This is a genomic window from Marinobacterium jannaschii DSM 6295 (genome assembly GCF_000620085.1).
In the GTDB taxonomy this organism is placed as follows: domain Bacteria; phylum Pseudomonadota; class Gammaproteobacteria; order Pseudomonadales; family Balneatricaceae; genus Pontibacterium; species Pontibacterium jannaschii.
In genome coordinates this window covers 355,554-373,228 of the sequence record NZ_JHVJ01000003.1, presented here as the reverse complement: position 1 = coordinate 373,228, position 17,675 = coordinate 355,554, and the positions used below count along the sequence as shown (strand labels likewise).

Sequence of the window (17,675 nt, the reverse complement as noted above, 5' to 3'; positions counted from 1 at the left end):
ATACTGTTCAGGTTTATATCAACAAGAGTTGAAACGACATGGTATCCAGACATCGATGACAGACGGCTATGACTGCTACCAGAATGCCCTTGCTGAACGGGTCAACGGGATCTTAAAACAGGAATTTTTACTCTATCGCTGCAAGACCTTTAAGGAGCTGAAGGCCTTGGTGGCGGAGTCGGTGGAGCTCTACAATCGAATGAGGCCGCACTTGAGCCTGGGGATGCAAACGCCAGACGAAGCGCATAGAAAAGCCATCTCCGCACTGGAGATGGCTTAATCAAAAACCGTCAACGTATTTTAGGACGTGACAGACAATCATCAGTCTTCGCGACTGGTCACTTCCAGCAGGTGATAACCGAACTGTGTTTTGACCGGCCCCTGGACCTCATTGACCGGCGCGCTGAAAACAACCTTGTCGAATTCAGGCACCATCTGCCCCGGACCGAAACGTCCGAGGTCACCGCCCTGACGACCGGAAGGACACTGAGAGTGGCTTTTTGCCAGCTCAGCAAAGTCAGCACCGTCTACGATCTGCTGTTTGAGTTCGCTACACTGAGCTTCAGTTGGCACCAGAATGTGTCGTGCTGTTGCGCTAGCCATTGTTAGTTTCCTTTTTATAAAACGATTGACGTATACCGGCGTTTATCCGATATGGAATTTAATCTAAGCCAGACAAGTGCTTTATTCACTTGTCTTACCCACTACCCGATCCTGAACGCTGTCGCCCATGATACCGGTAGTCACTAATCGGCCTCTGAAGGTCTATTTTAAACACTATTTAGTATACGAGCACATAGGCATAGCAAGATGAAAATCAGGGCGGCACTGTATCGCTGGTGCATACCATCACTGCTGCTTTCGCTGATCGCGCCACCGCTCTGCTATGCAGACTGGTACCGCCCACAGGCAGAACTCAGCTGGTATATCCAACTACGGGGAGATCTGCCGGTTAATCCAACCACAGCGCTGGTGGAGCTGGACCTGTTCGACACGCCGGCCAGAACCATCCAACAGCTGCAGCAATCAGGAAAGAGCGTTGTATGCTATTTCTCGGCGGGAACTTTTGAAGCATGGCGGGAAGACGTACCTCGCTTTAACAGCAGCGATCTGGGCTCAGCTCTGGATAACTGGCCCGGTGAGTACTGGCTGGATATTCGCTCTGATAATGTCAGACGGATTATGCGCGCCAGGCTGAAGCTGGCACAACGGAAGAACTGTGACGCGGTCGATCCCGATAACGTTGACGGCTACAGCAACCATAACGGGCTGGAACTCAGTGCCAACGACCAGTTGGACTATAATCGCTTTCTCGCCAGTCAAGCCCACCATCTCGGTCTGGGCATCGGACTCAAAAACAACCTGGAACAGGCTTCACAGCTGGAACCGTATTTTGACTTTGCAACCAATGAAAGCTGCCTGCGCTACAACGAATGTCAGCTGTTGACGGCATTCATTGCTGCTGGAAAGCCCGTACTACATATCGAGTATGGTGCCCAGTACCAGCAAAGTGAGGCATTTGAACAGCTTTGCCGACACAGCAGGGAGATGCGTTTCAGTACGGTCGCTGCATCCAGGGAGCTCGACGGATCGCAGCTGAAAAGCTGCTCACGATGAGCAGAACCGAAACACAGGATTAACCTCTTTAATCACATTCCGCCGCGGCCCTGAAGGCTAACCACTGATAAAGGTAAAACGGCCACTGTCCTGCGGCGTGTCAGTGTGTTCCTGAATAATAATTCTGATGCGCTGGCGCGGTACGGTGATGGTTTTGCTGATCGCTTCAATTACCGCCTGTCCCATCGCCTCTTTCTCGGCCTCGGAACAGGCTACCATCAGATCGATCTTTGCAATGGACATGATATCTACCTCGCTTAGAGACACCTTCGGCGATCAGTTTGGCTGACTAATCGGTTCTCTCTAAGCATGGCTCCCAACCCAGCTATTCACCCTTATACATGGGAGCCAATCCCGACCTTCTTTAGTACTAGATACTAGTGCTGATGGCCACCGACACCATGGGCATGACCGTGCTGAATCTCTTCTGCCGTTGCGTCCCTGACTTCGACAATTTCGACCTCAAAGCGGATGCTCTTACCCGCCAGCGGGTGGTTGGTGTCCAGATCAACATTCTTCAGTCCGACCTTGACCACTGTTGCATCGGCGGCACCACGCTCGGTGTTGACCTTTACAGTCATACCGGGACGCAGCTTGCCTTTAGTCAGCAGATGCTTAATAGGTACCCGCTGGGTACGGCCTTCTTCGCGCTGACCATAGCTTTCATCCGCTGTCAGGGTTACATCTGCCTTTGCACCCGCTTCCAGCCCTTCCAGCGCCTCTTCCAGTTTAGGGAACAGGTTTCCGTGGCCATGAAGATAGGCCATCGGATCTGTTTCATAAGAGGACTCTACCTGTTCTCCGTCAGCCTCGGAGAGAACATAGTGAAATTGGACTACAGTATCTTTAGCTATCTGCATTGCTGCTTCCTGACAGTTTTTTTGTTTCGACGAAAGATAATACCGAGCTTAAAGAGGTACAACAATGAATTTGTCAGCCAGCAGATGCCGCTCGATGGACTGAGAGATAAAGCTATTAAAACAATTAATTACGGGCCTCAGAGGATGGTGCGTTGCGCCTTAGCGAAGGCTAGCGGGTTCAGCGCTCAGTATCCAGCAACCGCCCGGGATCTTTCTGGTACAACGGCAAGAAATGAATATTTCAAAGAATATTTTCATTTCACCATGTGCACCAAAGGTAGTTACGCAGTATTTGGCTTTCAGCATTCTGGTGGTTTCCTGGTGGTGGGCTGCTTCGCTTTCAGCCGCTACCGACAACGCTAAAACGCATTCACACAACACCATCGCCTTTTTCTACGGCCATGAACTTCCGCTGGCAGAAGCCAATTTCTACGACAGAATCGTGCTTCAACCGGAGCTAGTGGCAGACTGGCAGCTAAGCTGGCTCAAAGCACGGGATACCGCACCCTACGCTTATCTGAGTATTGGCGAGACACTTTCCTCCAGTGCGCCAGGCCACCGTCTTACGCGGAACAGGGCCTGGCAAAGTGCCGTTATGGACCTGACGGATCAACGTTGGCAAAAACATCTCTATGCGCAAGCCGCCAAACTGTTAGATGCCGGCTATCAGGGCCTGTTTCTGGACACACTGGACAGTCACAGGCTTGCGGGAGAAAAAGATGAACAGGAGCAACTCCGGTCGCTGACACAGATTATCAGCCGTCTCTCCGAAATAACGGGAAACAGGCTAATCCTGAACCGGGGTTTTAATGTCCTCAGTCAGCTGCAAGGCAAAGCGGAGTCAGTGGTTGCCGAAGGACTCTTCAGCCACTACCAGCCACAGCAGCAACGCTACGGCGTCACGACCACACAGGCTCAGGCCTGGCTGACCGCCCGCCTGAAAGAAGCACAATCACTGGGCTTCCACGTCCAGGTACTGGATTATGCCGAGCAACAGTCTCAGCGGCAGGCGCTGATTGGCAGAATCCACCGCGCAGGTTTCGATGGCTGGAGCAGCGATGGCCTGATCCGGCAATGGGGAACCGGGCACTTCATTCCCGTCCCCCGCCGCATCATCATGCCCTACAACAGCTCGGTCAGCCCGCTAAGCCGTACGGATCTGCACAAACGACTGACCACCATGGTGGAATACCTGGGATACCTGCCCCAGTATCATGACCTTGCCGGCGGCCTGCCCGCAGATGCCGATCCTGCGCTGCACGCCGGCGTCATCATCTGGCCCCGCTCCTCCGCCGATTACAGTACTGAACTCGAAGCCTGGATCAGCCGCCAGCTGGGCCGGATACCCGTTATGATTCTCGGCCAGCCGCCATCAGACAGCGGCTTGCTGAAGCGCTTTGGCGCCGTTGCAACGGAAAGTTCTCCGCCGTATCAGGTAGAGATTCTGGATGCCCCCTTTCGGAGTGAACAGCCTTTGAGAGAGGTTAGGGAGCCGGTCATCGGGCTCAAAGCAACGGACAATGGTCGCAGCCGGTTGAGCGTGACAGACCGTAATAACCAACGGCTGGATCAGCTGATCACCTCTGATGCCGGGGCGCTAGTATTGTCGCCCTGGATTATCAGCTATCTGCCCGACTATGCCAGTCGCTGGACACTGGACCCACTGGCCCTGCTGACTGAAGCGATGAAGCTGAAAGCGATCCCGGCACCTGACGTCACCACCGAAAACGGCAGGCGTATCCTCACTGTCCATATTGATGGTGACGGCTTTCCCAACAAGGCCCAGCAAGCCGGCACGCCCTATACCGCAGAAGTCATTCATAACGACATACTCAACAGATATCGCCTGCCCACGACGGTCTCGGTGATCGAAGGTGAGATCGGCCCCCTTAGCAAACATCGTAAGGAGTCGGCCAAACTGGAACAGATCGCCCGTAATATATTCGCCGAGGACTATGTGGAACTGGCCTCACATTCATTCAGCCACCCGTTTTTCTGGGAGGCGTTCGCCAATCGGCGAACGATCGATGAATCCAGTACAGAGTACGGCTTTCACCTGAAGATACCCGGCTATAAATTCAACCTGGCCAGAGAGATCAGCGGGTCCATCGACTATATCAATAACCGGCTGGCACCTGCGGACAAGCAGGTCGCCCTGATGCTATGGACCGGTGATGCACTTCCGGCCGCCGATGCGATCAGTCTGGCCCGCCAGAACCACGTCCTCAATGTCAATGGAGGCGACAGTTGGGTTTTAAACGATAACCCGACTCTGAGCCGTATCTGGCCAATCGGGCGCCATGAGGGCGAAGACCTCTATCAAATCTATGCACCGGTGATGAACGAAAACGTTTTCACCAACCTTTGGAAGGGCCCCTTTTCCGGCTATGGCCGTGTCATTGAAACGTTCAAGATCACCGAAACGCCCTATCGGCTGAAACCCTACAGTATCTATTACCACTTTTACTCGGGTGATAACCCGGCGGGAATCAAGGCCCTGCACCGTGCTTACCAATACGTACTGAACCAGCCTCATACATCCCTTTACCTCTCAGACTACGCCAAGAGAGCGGAAGACTTCTACTGGAGCGCCGTCAGCCGTGACTTTCAGGGCGACTGGCATTTTAACAGCCGCTACGTCAAAACGCTGAGATTAGGTTCAAATTTCCCTCATCCCCAGATAGCCGACGGAATCGCAGGCTATACTGAAACCCCTCAGGGCATCTATGTACATCTCTCAAGCCCAAGGGTGAAACTGAGTTTTAAACAAACCAGGAAAACACCCTATCTGGTATCCGCCAACATCGAGCTGCACCGTTGGCAGTCCGGCGATTCAGGGATAGAGGTTAGCTTTACCGCCCACGAAGCTGCAGAGCTGGTTATCGCCAACGCCCGTAGTTGCAGATTTAAACAATACAGAAGTATACGTCGTGACAAGCGGCAGTATTTGATTCTTCCCAAAGGGAGGCATCAGGGAACTATTCTCTGTCAGATTTAGCAATGAAAGAGCGTTCTAGACGGCCATTAAGCTCAGGTGCCGGATCGATCGTAACACTGAGTGTTTGTGTAGCAGGCATTCTCTGGGTACTTTTCCCGGCCGAGCTTCGTGAAGAAAACCACTTTCAGTCAGCCGGCCACCTGTCCCGGGCCTATCTGGCCGCACTGGTCGATAAATACCCGGATGAGCCGCGCTACAGGCTGGATCTGGCACAGAATCAATTGGAACATCATGAGTTTTCCGAAGCCCTGCAAACCCTGACACCTCTGACAGACCGGCAACACCCTTTAGCAATGACTCTGCAACGGCAGGTCTTGTACACCCAGTTCAATAGCGCCCCTGACCTTCAGCTGAAACAGCAGATCCACAGCCTGTTGCAGGCACTCGACGGTTCCCAGTCTACGTCTAAAGATCTGGAGATGGCGTTACAGCTGGGCTTCTTTGACTGGTATGCCGAAACTCAGGCTCAGCAGAAACACCCCCTGAGCGCCGCGAGGGCTATGATTCGGGCCAACAGACCCGATATCGCATTGCAATACTATGAACAAGCCCTTTCGGCACAGACAGTGGAAGAGTCCATGCGGGCAGCGCTTTCTGCAGGCCAGCCACAAAAGGCCCTCGACTGGCTGCTGCGGTTTCCCTCTGACAACCCGGACCAGCTGCGCCAGATCTATGATACCGCTCGCATGGCCGGTGACGAAAACGCGGCAGCTCAAGCGGCTGAAGCGCTGATAACCCGCTCATCATCGCCGGATAAGTTCAGTCAGCTGGCACTATCAAGCTATATCGCGGCAGGTAACCTCACCCAGGCACGTAATATTCTCGACCGGCTACTGGTGACCTCACCCGCTGCCTGGGAGCTGCGCTACCAACGCTGGCGCATAAGCCACTGGCAGGCAGACCCGATAGCAGCCCTGAGTGATGCGCGGCCACTGCTGGAACAACGATTCAGCCCCGAAGTATTTCAGCGCTCTCTGGTCGACGCATACGCGCTCTACCAATACCCTCAGGTGATCCAACTGGTACGAATCAAGTCGCTTAGCCACCGTCTTCCCGATAAAGAGATCAATCTCTGGATGCGTGCCCACCAGCTTGAGGGGGACGCCGAGCAGGCCTTGCTGGATCTGCAGCGCTATCAGCTTCGTTACGGCGCCAGCGAATCGGTGTTGAGCTGGAAGGCCAGATTACTGGAGGAAACCGGCCAACTTCAGCGCCTGCGACAGCTGTGGTCAGAGTTTGAAAGTCAGGGAAACCGGGAGTGGCAAAGCCTCAGCCGCTTCGCCCGCTCCTTCTGGCTCAACGGCGATTACTCGCGTGCACTCTGGATTATCAGCGATGCCCGGCAAATACCGGATGATGAACAGATCGAGTACTGGCAGATTCGCGCTTCACTGGCCTGGCACAGCAATCAGCGTGAGGAAGCCGCCCAGGCATACGCCACCCTCTATTCCCTGGGCATCAACAATGCCCAGGTGATCAATCGCTATCTGCAGACAGGATTCGACTCAGACCTGCACAGACTGAGATGGCTATGGCAACGCTATCAGGCCGAACCGCAACACCTCCAGTTAAACACCCTGATGCGGCTGGCCTGGCAGGAAGGTGACGCGGATTACCTGAGCCAGATAAGTGCCGAGCTAAAGCGTGTTAACAACCCGGCCGGGCATCAGGAATCCTGGCGTTATATGAGCCTTTTCTATCAGCAACAGGGCGACTCGGAACAGGCGCTGGTAATTTTGGAACGAGCATTAAGTGCCGCACCCGACAATACGGAAACAGCCATCAGTCTGGGCTGGCTGCTGGTCGTACAGGCAAACCAGGAGCGAATGCAGCCATTCCTGGCGCAACATCAGCACCGCTATCAGCAGTCAAACTGGCTGCCATTACTGGCGGCCATGTCGGAAGCGCTAGGCCGGGACTCTCTGGCGATAAATTACTACCTGCGCTGGCTACAGCGTTCTCCAGAGAATTACGCAGTCATTTTCAGCCTCTCCGAGCTGCTCGAGCGCAATGATCTGGCCGATGCAAGCTTCAGGCTCCAGCGGTTCCTGATCAGCCACCTGAAGCAGATCCCTGCGGACGGATCAGGCCGCAAACAGGCGCTGATAGGACGCTTCTTCGGAGACGCAGCGGAGAATCGGATCTATGCCCGCCGCTTCCTGCAGCAGGGCGAGCTGTCAGCCGACGAACTGTCACGCTTTTACAGCTCATTGCTGGCTACCGATCAGGCCGCTTTTTCCAGCTTCTATCTCGGCCATAAAGTGTGGGATAAGCACCAGCTTGCCGGCTGGCAGCAGCTCCAGCTCGCATTTCTTCACAATGATCCGGCCGAACTGGCAACCTTGTTGAATAGTGATAACTCATTATCACCGGCAGACCGGATGCACGCGCTGGATCGACTGAACCGCCCTCAGGAAGCCTTAATGCTCGGCCACGAAAGCCTTGGCGAAGGACTGACGGCAGACGAAATCCAGCGGGTTACCAATGCCTGGTCGGGCCTCCGGCCTGAAGGGTTCAGCGCAATTCAGCTGGATACTCAGTCAGAGGATGCCCTCGGGGCACAAAACAGCGGGCTGACAGCATTCTGGCCGATGGCGGATTGGCAGTGGCATGCCCGGGTTCGCCGCCTGGATTTTGATACCGAGCAAAATGACAGTTTCTACAGCCTTAACACCGGTGCCGGAAAGCGATTTGGCAACGGACGCGTTAGCTGGCAACTGCACGGCGATGCCGGGCGGGAAGATTCGCGGCTGGGCGGCTCGATCGGCCTGGACCAGGCGATCGACAGCCACTGGCAATGGCAGTTCGAGACCGCCTGGCGGGAATCCAGCCCCCTTAACCGGGCCTGGCGACAATTGGGATGGCAGAACCGGATCGAAGCCGGCCTCAACTATCAGCTGAGTGCCCGCAACAGTCTGAGTACCAGCCTGGCGTACCTGGACCATCAGGAAGCCGGGGGAATCATGGACACCCGAAGCTGGCTGCTGAACCTGAAGCTTTCCGAGCAGTGGCTGTTCCGACGTCCCAACGCCCAGGCCTATCTGGATGTCACCTGGGAAGAACGTGAGAACCAATTCAATCCTCCGGCCTCTGACCAGCGCAATACGCAGCTTCTGTATACCCCCTATCAACGCATCGCCATCGGCCAGCGTTTCTGGCGGGGTTCCGTCGGTCAGCCGCCATACGACAGCCCGTCGCCGCATTGGTTTAGCGATGCCTCCATCGGCTACCGGCCCGAGCAGGCCGACTGGGATCTGCACCTGTCCGCCGGTATCGGCTGGCGTCTGTTCGGAGATGATGAGCTGGCCCTGAAACTCAACTTTCAATCGGAATCCCGACAACAGGAACAGTTTACCGCGTTAAGGCTAAGTTACTTTTTGCACTACTGAGCAAGAGGAGTGAAGGATGAAAATATGGACTGCAGCAATTGCCACTCTGCTGGTGGGTTGCTCTACCCACTATTCCGCAGAAGACCTGACCCTTGAGTCGGACAATGTGATCGCATTGATGCCTATCATTAACTATTCACAGACACCTCTGGCAGGGGAAAAGGCCGAATCACTGGTCAGTAGCCTCTGGAGCCAGACCTACGACAGTCGTTTGCTGGTCTATCCCACCAAAACATCGGAGGAAAGCAAGCTTCCTGCGCTGTTTGACGATAAGCGCTATCAGCAGGCACAGGGCTGGTTACAGCAGCAAAACACCGACTACTATCTCACCGGAGTCATCAACGAATGGCACTATAAGGCGGGGCTGGATGCAGAGCCCGCGGTTGGGATAACCCTGGTTTTACACCGCTCAGAAGACGACCGCATCGTCTGGAGCAGCACAGCGGCCCGGGCAGGCTGGAGCCGGGAGAGTCTGACCAGTACCGCACATAAAGTCATTGATGAGCTACTGCAAAGCGTGGACGTAGAATGAAAGCCTCTCCGTCACCGCAGCCTCTACACAGTCCGGAAGCAGAGAGTTCTCTGCGGGGCTGGCCGGAAGTGTTGCTGCTCAGCTTAGCCGCATTAGTCCTGCCGCTCTGGCTGGTTCCCGCCGATCCCTTTCTCAGCCAGGCACGGTTTGACTGGAATATGCTATTGCCACTGCTGGTCAGTCTGCACTATGGAGTGTTCAAGGGTTTGGTAAGCTTCCTGTCCATCGCAGCCTGCCAGTATCTGCTATTACGCTTTCATCTGAGCGGTGAATTCTACATTCCCGATCAACAAAAGCTCGCAGGCTGGGGCATCGTGATTTTAATCTGTGGCGAGTACAGTCAGGTCTGGAAAGCCCGTCACGAATCATTGAAGGCCCATCACGTCTACCTGCAGGATCGCTTTGATACCTTTACCCGTTACTACCACCTGTTACAGAGTTCTCACAACCGACTGGAAAAACGCCTGGCGGGCCAGGCCATCTCACTACGGGAATCGCTGCAATACCTGCGTAGCCGAATCAGCCAGCTCCCCGACAGAGATATAAAAGGCTGTGCCCAGGAGATACTGGAGATCTTGTCCAGCTACGGTGGCATCCAGGTCGCCGGGTTCTATGTCAGCGATGACGGCAAAACCCTGAACCCTATAGCTGCCGCCAGCTGCGGCTCTGTCACGCCACTGGTAGCGGATGATCCCCTGCTCAACTGTATGCTGGAGAATAAACGTACGGTCAGTATCAAGGACACGAAGCAACGCCCCAGATATCAGTTATGTATTCCGCTGACGGATATACAGGGCGCGCTCTATGGTGCGGTACTGGTCGAAAGTATTCAGTTTTTCTCTCTTCAGGACAAAAAGCTGACCCTGCTGACCGTGATGGCGAGCCATATCGGGGATCTGTTGCGTCACCAGACGACCCTCCCGGTGCTGGACCGCTCAGAACTGCAGACCTTCGGACACAGCCTGACACGGGCACGGCATGATGCCTGTGAACACGGGAGCGACAGCCAGCTGCTACGTATCAGGGCGGCACAGGTAACAGATCAGGTTTTGTCGCTGTTCATCCACCTTGAGGACACAAGACGCACACTGGATATCTATCTGAAAGCCTCCGACCATGACTATCTGATTCTGATGCCGCTCACCAACACAGAAGACTGTAAAGCCTTTCTGAACCGGCTGAACAGCTGGTGCTGCGCCAACACGGGTTACTCCCTGACCGAGCTGAATGTATCACTGCAAAGCTATCCGCTGGGCGAGAGTGACCATGAAATCCGCGATATCCTGAAAGAGATCAGCAGGAATCCTGCCAATGAGATTACTTCTGCTTAGCTGTGCAGTAGTTCTGGAACTGATCAGCGCTGATCAGCTACGGCAATCTGTCAGCGACCCTCGCCTGTATCTGTTGTTGCATGCTCTCAGCAGCCTGGCGATCGCCGGCTGGGCCTGGCTGAAACTGCCGCAACACTACAAAGCATCGTTCACAGCGACGCTGGCCCTGTTTTTTACCTTCGCTTTTCTGATGCCTGTATTCGGGCTTTTCATCACCATCACCGTTTTGCTGTTTGCCTTACATCACCAGCACAGCAAATCCAGCCAGGATTTCCATACCTTTGAAGTCCCGGTACTGGAGGAAGCCCCCGGTGAACAGATTGAGACACCGTTACATTCACCTGGCGGTATCCGACTGATGCTGCTGAATTCACCCTGCGTACAGAAGCGACTCGACTCGGTGCTTTATACCCGCAACCTCTCAGATAAAGAGGCCGTACCGCTGTTACGCATTGCCTTGAAGGATGACGCAGATGATGTCCGGCTGCTGGCGTACTCTCTGCTGGATCGTAAAGAATCTGCAATCAGCGACCGGATTCAGCAGCTCAAAGCATCGCTGGAGCAGATCGCAGAACACGCCGGATATGCGCGCGCCCGGACTCTGCTTAAGCTGGCCGAAAGCTACTGGGAACTCAGCTATCTGGGCTTTTCCGAAGGCGAACTCCGGCAGTTTACCCTGCAGCAGGCGCAAAGCTACCTTCAACGCAGCCTTGAGCTGGACGCAACCCCTGAAGGCCGGGCCATGATGGGGCGGATATACCTGAAGCTGGGATATATCGACGATGCTGAAGAGCAGTTTCAACTCGCCACCCGTGATGGCCTGGCTGCTGAACCTTACCTCTCCTATATGGCCGAAGCGGCCTTTCTGGCCGGTGAATACGACAAGGTCAGAGATGCCCTGCGCAGGCTGCCAGACAACCTAAGTAATGCCGAACTCCAACAACTGCGGGAATACTGGTTATGAAAGGATCAGCCGATATTGTATTGCTACTGGAGGGCACCTACCCCTTCGTGCGGGGGGGCGTTTCGAGCTGGGTACATCAGATTATCGAAGGCCTGCCGGACCTGAGCTTTCATCTGGTTTTTCTCGGCGGCACACCGGGTATGTACGGCGATATCAGATATCAGCTGCCGGCTAACGTCACGGCACTGGATGTTCACTATGTGATGAATCCCGCAGACTATCCGACACCGGGGTCGGACTCTGCCAGCCCCGAGAGTCTTGAAAAGCTCGAACGTTACTATCCCTATTTTCACGACAGCACAGAGCCGATGCCCCCGGCGATATTCGACGAGATGATCCGACTGTTCTCCAATCCGGAGGGCATCTCACTTCGCAACTTTCTCTATTCCGAGCAAGCCTGGGAGCAGCTGGCCGACTTCTACCGCCACCACTGTCGTCACGTCAGCTTCGTCGACTTTTTCTGGACCTTAAGGAACCTGTTCGCACCGCTGTTCACCCTGAGCAAGCTGGCCCGCGAGATTCCCGGCGGCAAGCTCTACCACGCCATCTCGACGGGTTACGCCGGCTTTCTGGGGGCTGCGGTGGCGATGCTAGAACAGAAGCCCCTGCTACTCACCGAACACGGCATCTACACCAAGGAACGCAAAATCGATATCACCCAGGTGGAGTGGATCAAAGAGCCACAACGGATGCTGGACGAGGGGCTGTCCCGGGATATGAACTATCTGCGCCAGATGTGGATCAGCTTTTTCGAACAGATCGGCCGCTGCACCTACAACATGTCAGAGGTGATTATCTCCCTCTACGATGGCAACCGATTACGACAGATCGAGGACGGAGCTATGGCCTCACGCTGTCGGGTCATTCCCAACGGTACCCGGATCGGACGTTTCAGCGCTGCATTACAAGCCCGCGGAGAAGAGATTCCAATGGTCGCAGCACTGGTCGGTCGGGTTGTGCCAATTAAGGATATCAAAACCTTTATCCGTACCATCAAGCAGGGACTGCTGCGGAATCCAGCACTGGAAGGCTGGGTTGTGGGTCCGTTTGAGGAGGACCCGGAGTATATGGAGGAATGTCGACTGCTGGTCAGCAGCCTTGGCCTGGACGGCAAGGTGAAATTCCTCGGGATGCAGGATCTGACTAAAGTGTTCCCCGATATCGGCATTATCGTCCTGACCTCAATCTCTGAAGCCCAACCCCTTGTATTGCTGGAAGGCATGGCAGCCGGCATCCCCTGTGTAGCCACCCGGGTCGGTGCCTGCGAGGAGCTGATTCTTGGAGCCGAGGGTGAAGACCGTGCGCTGGGGCCGGCTGGCTACGTCGTACCGATCGCCTCACCGCAACAGACCGCTGACGCAATTAATCAGATTTTGCTGGATGCCGGTCGCTGGCATCAGTTTCAGGCCAGCGGATTGCAACGCGCCAGCCGCTTCTACGACGAACCTATTCTGTTTCAACGCTATCAGGCTTTGTACGACGAGGTGATCTCATGGCCGGCATCGGATTTGAAATCCGTAAACTACTGAAAAAGAACACCTTGCTTTCGTTTATCGAAGCCTACGGCTATGCCGGAATCATCAGCTCAGGCCCCTGGGTGCTGTCGATTCTGTCGTTAATGCTGACAGGCCTGTTGATCTCCGGCAGCACAGCATCATCGGCCACAACAGTATCATTTCTGGTGTCGGTGACCTATCTGATGGCAGGGTCACTGGTATTAAGCGGCGGTATTCAGCTAATGCTGATTCGCTACATATCAGACCGGATCTATGATCAGGATCACGAGCAGATACTGCCTAACCTGATGGGCGCCTGCCTGCTGACCTCCTTGCTGGCCGGTCTTGTCGGTACAATGCTGACACCTCTGTTTGCAGGCCAGAGCCTGCTGGTTAAAGTCACGCTGGTGGCGTCTTTTGTCGCGCTTTGTAATATCTGGCTGATGACTATTTTTCTGTCCGGCATAAAAGAGTACAAGCTCATATTCCGGACGATGTTTGTCGCCTATAGCGCACTGGTCGGCGCTGCCCTGCTACTGAAACAATACGGTCTTGAGGGCTTGTTTCTGGCCTTTTTTTTCGGCCAGTTTCTGTTGATGACACTTTTTCTCTATATCATCGTCAGGCGCTTTCCGGCCAGGCAACTGGTCAGTTTCGATCTCCTTAAACCCACGCGGGTATATTACAGCCTGTTCTGGTGTGGACTGTTCTACAACCTCGCAATCTGGGCCGACAAGTTTATCTTCTGGTACACCGACTCCACCTCCGCCCAGATCATCGGCCCCTTTCGCGCCAGCGTCATCTATGACCTGCCTATATTTATCGCCTATCTCTCCATTATTCCGGGTATGGCTGTTTTTCTGGTGCGTCTGGAAACCGATTTCGCGGAAAAGTATCACAACTTTTACGATGCTATCCGTCTGGGAAGTACGCTGGATGAGATAGAGGCTTACAAAGATCAGATGGTTGCCAGTATTCACCGGGGCATCATGGAGATCTATAAGGTGCAGGGAGTCACCGTGGTGCTGATGTTCCTGTGGAGTGAACAGATCCTGCTCTCTCTCGGACTAGACACCGGCTATGTATCACTATTACGGATCGACTTGATCGGCGTTGGTATGCAGGTCTTGTTGCTGGCGCTGCTAAATGTACTTTTCTATCTGGATAAGCGCCGCGAAGCCGTAGGACTTTGCGGGCTTTTTCTGCTACTGAATACCAGCCTGACCCTGCTCAGCATCGAGTTGGGTCCGTTATTTTATGGCTATGGCTTTTCCTGCGCAGTGATGATTACCTCAGTTGTCGGCCTGGTTCAATTGCGTTATCTGCTCGATAAACACGAGTACATCACTTTTATGCTGCAGCGATAGGAGCCTGTCTCAGGTGCTTGCCGGGAACGGGGTTGGTCAGGGGCTGATTTCGCGGAAAGCCCGGAGTCCGGGTTTCGCTTTACCTTGCTGATCGATCAGGCCGAAGTGGGCTTCCCCCGCATTGAAGTAGCCCTGGTGCCAGGGTATGTCCGTCAGGTGAAAGCTATTCAGGCCGATCAGCCCGGACTCTTTTCTGAAGCGCGGGATCAGTTGCAGCAGCCGCTGGTAAACATGGGCCTGACGCTGACGTCCCTCCACTCCCAGACTGGAGATCGCAATATACGCAAGAAAGGTAGGTTTCTCGTAGGTCTGATGGAGGTAGCTGGAAAATGCCAGCGCCCGCTCCGCAGTCATACGGATATGGCCAGAGGGATTGCGGGTTGGCGCCCTCATCTCCTGAAAAGAGATGAAATCCACCGCTTCGATGGCCTCATTTATACTGCGATCAAATGACTGCCAGTTATGCAGATCGACAATGCGGCTGTAGTCGCCGAAATCACCGATACAGAAACTGACCTTGATATTACTCAGCTGTCGCAAGGTCTTGATACTGCTGAGAAGCAGATCGTTGAACGAGGCATCTGATTCAATACCGTTCTGATTAAACTCAGGATTAAGTATCACCCACTTTTCGCCGTGTATACCGCGCAGAAACTCTACAAAACGTTCGAGATCCTGCTGGTAGCGTTGGCGCTGCTGGCGAACAAACAACGGTGAGATCTCATCGCCAAACCAGTAAAACAAAAAGACGGGGGTATAACCTTTACCAATAATATCCCTTTCAATCTCATCTGCGCTGTACCAGTCTGGCTGCCAGTCACGGGTAATCCAGATACTGACGGCATTCACATTGGGTAAGATCTCCGGCAGCACGCCGGTACTCAGGACTCTGTCGCCCTCACAGTCAGGCGAATAGGGCCTGACCTGCCCGGCCTGCTGACAGACCTCATAACCACCGACCCCCACCAGAAATCTATCTGACGCTACTGCAGCCGCCCCGCCTACCCAGCAGACGACGGCCAGGAAGACGCAGATACAACAGCGCCGGCTGATCATAAAAGAGCGCACGACCTACTCCGAAAAATCCGCAACCAGCGCTACCATATCCGCCGGTTCCAGTCCCTGAATCACAACGTCTGTATAGCCCTGACGCTCATTATGCGAATACTCGACCCTGCGGCTTTCAACACCGCGTACCGACACAAGACGTCGGCCAGCCGGCCAGTAGGCACGAAACTTCAGACGTTTTATCTGTACAGGATTCTGGTTACTGATATTGATCCGGTAGCTGTCCTTACCAGGCTGGATTCGGTAGACAACATTGCGTACCGCTGCGACCCGATCAATTATTTCGCCGCCCGACATCGCGGTCAGCTGCGGATTCTCAGCCAGAAAACGGAAGTATTTCTCAACAATATCGATATTGCGTTTGTATGCCATCAAATGCGTATGGATGCTCATGCTATAGAGTCCGTTGACGGAAGACAGCAGGCGCGTTTCAGCGATCATTTTTTCCAGAATCGTATCGGGGTCCCAGTTCAGATTTACCATATAGAGGTAATCATCAGTACCGCTGCGGGGAATGGTGTAGAGGGGTTCCTGACCCGACTCTATGGTGGGATAGAGGTAGTCTTTGCGTTTTTCGAGGATGTAGCTGTAGCCTGAATCCTTCAGGGCCTGCCTCAGCTCAGGGTCCAGCTCTTCCCGCGGCGGACGAAAGCCCTTTACTGTTTTACCGGTAATCGCTTCCACCAGCGCCTTAGAGCCACCGGTTTCCTTCAGGCTGTTCTCTCTCCCTGTACCGATGATTTTCTTGTGCGTGTAGCTGTGAGAGCCAAACTCTATGTAGGGTACTTCGGTAGCCGCAACCAGCAGGTCCCGGTGCTTCTCGGCTAACCCTGCAACCAGAAAAGCTGTCACCGGCACCTGATAACGATTCGACAACTCAGCAAAGGCCGCAAATGAGGAGAATTTAAATTCCGTGTCCTCAGATACAAACACCACTTTATCCGCATCCAGATACGGATATGACTGAACGGTCAGCGCCTGCTTGCTGTATTCCGCCAGCCCGATCAGAAGTTTTTCCTGCTGCACTGGATTGTCCGGTGAACCATAAAGGCTGTAGGACGGCAGGCTGGTATAGATCCATTTACCTTTGCCGTAACGTCCATGCCACAGAACCCCGGATTCGTCAGCACTAATTGCTTTGCTTCCTTCATCGTCACCGCTGAGGCGCAGCGTAGAGGTAACATTCCAGTTGGTAACAATCGCGTCCGGCTCCAGGCTGGCAGAGGTAAACAGCGGCAGGCTGTCATAGATCTCAATGCTGATCTTGCTGCCGCGCGGCCGGATGGCCGATGTTAGAGGCGATAATACATTGGAGGTCAGATAAAGGGCCTCTTTACTGCGAATATGTGGCGTCGTCCTGGCCGCAATTAGTCCGGTTATCTCCCGTATCGCCTGATCGCCGCGGTATCGATCCTCATTGTGGTAGGCAAAGTGATAGTTAAACAGCAGGCTGCCGCCACGACGAACAAACGATTTAATCGCCTGTAAAGAGGCGTTGTCCATATCCATGGTATCGAAGGCAAACAATGAAGCATTAACCGGCAATCTACTAATGTGGCTTTCATCGATGAAGTCCACCTGATAGCCGTTGTTGCTGAACCGGCGTTTCAAGGCATCGAGTCGTTCAAGATAGTAAGCTTCACTCAATCCGAAGCTATACATCTTGCGGATCGTGCTCTCCGACTTCAGCAGATAGAGTTGCCGGGCTTCAGCCTCTGCGGCCTGATCCAGCTCCGTCGCGGACGCCGACGTAACCGGACTCAGATAGATTTTCATAGAAAGCAGGGTGCTGCTGGCAAACAGCGTAACGCCTATTATGAGAGCGGCCAGGCCATAGGAAGATACGAAACGCTTCATTCTAGATCCCACCCTATTTTTCGAAGAAAATATAGTCGGTTCCCATCTCTTCAAGAATCTGCTCGTAGGAGACGGTCTTTCTGCTTTTTTTGCGTTTCTCCCGCACCTTATAGAGAAAATACGCGACCACTCCAAACATCAGCGTCATGATCGTAATGGCTAATATAATCAGCGACATATACTCTGCTATTTGCAT

Annotated in this window: 15 protein-coding genes; 9 read left to right on the top strand and 6 right to left on the bottom strand. The window is 54.0% G+C overall.

Annotated elements, in window-relative coordinates:
- Nucleotides 1-280 (top strand): integrase core domain-containing protein (locus Q354_RS0101695; RefSeq protein WP_027856101.1); only part of this gene is annotated, 280 nt, incomplete at its 5' end.
- Nucleotides 281-321: 41 nt separating this feature from the next.
- On the opposite strand, the gene Q354_RS0101690 is transcribed toward Q354_RS0101695, so the two are convergent.
- A complete protein-coding gene (locus Q354_RS0101690; protein ID WP_281174706.1) occupies nt 322-621 on the bottom strand; it encodes a peptidylprolyl isomerase in 300 nt (99 codons plus the stop codon).
- Nucleotides 622-810: 189 nt separating this feature from the next.
- Between Q354_RS0101690 and Q354_RS24240 the strand changes: the two genes are divergently transcribed.
- Nucleotides 811-1,617, top strand: a complete 807-nt coding sequence (locus Q354_RS24240; protein WP_036228187.1) for an endo alpha-1,4 polygalactosaminidase — start codon at nt 811-813, stop codon at nt 1,615-1,617.
- A gap of 57 nt (nt 1,618-1,674) precedes the next feature.
- Here the strand turns inward: Q354_RS24240 and Q354_RS0101680 are convergent, their stop codons facing one another.
- Both Q354_RS0101680 and Q354_RS0101675 read right to left on the bottom strand, forming a co-directional pair.
- Nucleotides 1,675-1,860 carry a tautomerase family protein gene (locus Q354_RS0101680; RefSeq protein WP_027856099.1) on the bottom strand — a complete coding sequence of 62 codons (186 nt, stop codon included), beginning with the start codon at nt 1,858-1,860 and terminating at the stop codon, nt 1,675-1,677.
- Nucleotides 1,861-1,994: 134 nt separating this feature from the next.
- Nucleotides 1,995-2,477, bottom strand: a complete 483-nt coding sequence (locus Q354_RS0101675) for an FKBP-type peptidyl-prolyl cis-trans isomerase (RefSeq protein ID WP_027856098.1) — start codon at nt 2,475-2,477, stop codon at nt 1,995-1,997.
- 292 nt (nt 2,478-2,769) lie between these two features.
- Between Q354_RS0101675 and Q354_RS0101670 the strand changes: the two genes are divergently transcribed.
- From Q354_RS0101670 to pelG, 7 genes are read left to right on the top strand one after another with little or no spacing between them, the layout of a single operon-like run.
- Entirely contained in the window at nt 2,770-5,475 is a 2,706-nt protein-coding gene (locus Q354_RS0101670; RefSeq protein WP_169828846.1) for an endo alpha-1,4 polygalactosaminidase, read from the top strand.
- A gap of 2 nt (nt 5,476-5,477) precedes the next feature.
- Nucleotides 5,478-8,864, top strand: a complete 3,387-nt coding sequence (locus tag Q354_RS0101665; protein ID WP_027856096.1) for a tetratricopeptide repeat protein — start codon at nt 5,478-5,480, stop codon at nt 8,862-8,864.
- Nucleotides 8,865-8,880: 16 nt separating this feature from the next.
- Nucleotides 8,881-9,396, top strand: coding sequence for a hypothetical protein (locus Q354_RS0101660; protein ID WP_027856095.1), 516 nt, complete (start codon nt 8,881-8,883; stop codon nt 9,394-9,396).
- Nucleotides 9,393-10,727: a PelD GGDEF domain-containing protein gene (locus tag Q354_RS0101655; protein ID WP_027856094.1), complete on the top strand. Its 1,335-nt coding sequence runs from the start codon at nt 9,393-9,395 to the stop codon at nt 10,725-10,727. The genes Q354_RS0101660 and Q354_RS0101655 overlap by 4 nt, the downstream gene beginning before the upstream one ends.
- Nucleotides 10,708-11,691 carry a hypothetical protein gene (locus Q354_RS0101650; protein ID WP_027856093.1) on the top strand — a complete coding sequence of 328 codons (984 nt, stop codon included), beginning with the start codon at nt 10,708-10,710 and terminating at the stop codon, nt 11,689-11,691. Before Q354_RS0101655 ends, Q354_RS0101650 begins: the two co-directional genes overlap by 20 nt.
- Nucleotides 11,688-13,220, top strand: coding sequence for a GT4 family glycosyltransferase PelF (gene pelF / locus Q354_RS0101645; protein ID WP_027856092.1), 1,533 nt, complete (start codon nt 11,688-11,690; stop codon nt 13,218-13,220). The genes Q354_RS0101650 and pelF overlap by 4 nt, the downstream gene beginning before the upstream one ends.
- Nucleotides 13,184-14,554, top strand: coding sequence for an exopolysaccharide Pel transporter PelG (gene pelG / locus Q354_RS0101640; protein WP_027856091.1), 1,371 nt, complete (start codon nt 13,184-13,186; stop codon nt 14,552-14,554). Before pelF ends, pelG begins: the two co-directional genes overlap by 37 nt.
- Nucleotides 14,555-14,590: 36 nt before the next feature.
- Here pelG and Q354_RS24235 read toward each other — a convergent pair whose 3' ends face one another.
- Genes Q354_RS24235 through Q354_RS0101625 form a run of 3 tightly spaced genes read right to left on the bottom strand, consistent with a single transcriptional unit; the run spans nt 14,591 to nt 17,675 of the window.
- The gene (locus tag Q354_RS24235; RefSeq protein WP_156948131.1) at nt 14,591-15,622 is read right to left on the bottom strand and encodes a hypothetical protein; all 1,032 of its coding nucleotides are present in this window, start codon (nt 15,620-15,622) and stop codon (nt 14,591-14,593) included.
- Nucleotides 15,623-15,625: 3 nt separating this feature from the next.
- Entirely contained in the window at nt 15,626-17,479 is a 1,854-nt protein-coding gene (locus tag Q354_RS0101630) for a polysaccharide deacetylase family protein (RefSeq protein WP_027856090.1), read from the bottom strand.
- 13 nt (nt 17,480-17,492) lie between these two features.
- The gene (locus tag Q354_RS0101625; protein WP_027856089.1) at nt 17,493-17,675 is read right to left on the bottom strand and encodes a hypothetical protein; all 183 of its coding nucleotides are present in this window, start codon (nt 17,673-17,675) and stop codon (nt 17,493-17,495) included.